Genomic DNA, 1,309 nt, shown 5'->3' with positions numbered 1-1,309 from the left:
CTTTATATAATCACTTGCATCTGCATATAAATTACCCTTTTCAGACATAGCAATGCTTTGAGATTTGCTTGAAGAAGCTAAAGCAAAGCTTTGCATAGAATTACCCATAACATTATCTATAAAGGTAGATCTTCTTGAAGTAGTAGAGATTAAAGATCTAAAGGTTGCACCTGATATGGAAGCATTAAGATTAAAATCTGTAGTAAGCTTTCCTGTTATTGGATCAAAGCTTAAAGATATTTCTCCACCTCCATTGGTTCCTATATTGCCAATATTGCCTTGATTAACACCTGAGATGATATTGTTTATATTATCAAGTTGTCCTAGATCGAGATTACCCTCATCTATAGTGATTTTATCAGCACTTACATTTCCATTTCCACCTACAATTATAGTGTCTAATTTACCTGTATCTTTATCTGTAGTAACAAGCCAATCTTCTATGACTATGCTACCAGATCCGCTATTAGTTAAATGATTGCCACTATTATCTTTATCTATGGTTCCTTGGTTATTAACAAAGATGGTTCCACCACCTTCATTTTTAATACCACTTGTAATAGTCGCATCAGAATCATTTTTTAAACTTAAATTATTATTACTTCTATTGAAGATATTACCATAAATAATTCCATTGTCAGTATTTAAAATACCACTTCCTTTTGCAGAAGCAATAAGACCTTCATTTTCAATAGTGATTCCGTATTCTTGTTTTTCTTGTCCTTCTTTTCCAATGGTTCCAGTATTTATAATACCCCCATTACCACCTTGGATAGTTCCAGATACATTGATGCTAGTATTTACTTGCTTACCACCGCCTATATAAATACCTGCATTACCACCTTCTAATCTACCCCCTTCTTTAACTTCAATACCTTCACCCTCAATACCATTTTTACTTCCATCTATATGGATTGCATCATTGCCTGCTTTAATAACACCACCTTCTTCTATAGTGATTTTACCAATATTAACGGGCTTTTTATTTGTATCAAATGCATAAAAAGTTATACCATTGTTGCCTGCTTCTATAGTTCCTTTATTTGTAAGGGTTTCTATCTTGTTGCCATCACCTATGAAGATAGCATTGCCGTTTTGATTTTTGATTAGACCTGTGTTTTCAAAATTTTTAATAGTGGAGCTTGAAGTTCTCCAACTTTGAATGAATACTGCTCCTGATAATTGTTTGGCTCCAGATGTTCCTTCTATAGTACCAGTGTTTTTAAAATTATCTATAGTAGTACTTGATATATTTATACCTACTCTTCCTGAAAGAATACCTGAGTTATCAAAATTTGTTATAGTAGAA

The 1,309-nt window shown here is 32.6% G+C and carries 1 pseudogene; it reads right to left on the bottom strand.

Annotation, left to right across the window (positions count from 1 at the left end):
- Positions 1–1,309, bottom strand: a pseudogene (locus AJ881_RS09425) (autotransporter outer membrane beta-barrel domain-containing protein); the annotation flags it as partial.

Origin of the sequence: Campylobacter sp. BCW_6460, from assembly GCF_001762705.1 — a bacterium.
GTDB classification, from domain to species: domain Bacteria; phylum Campylobacterota; class Campylobacteria; order Campylobacterales; family Campylobacteraceae; genus Campylobacter_D; species Campylobacter_D jejuni.
This window is presented reverse-complemented; position numbering and strand designations above follow the sequence as displayed.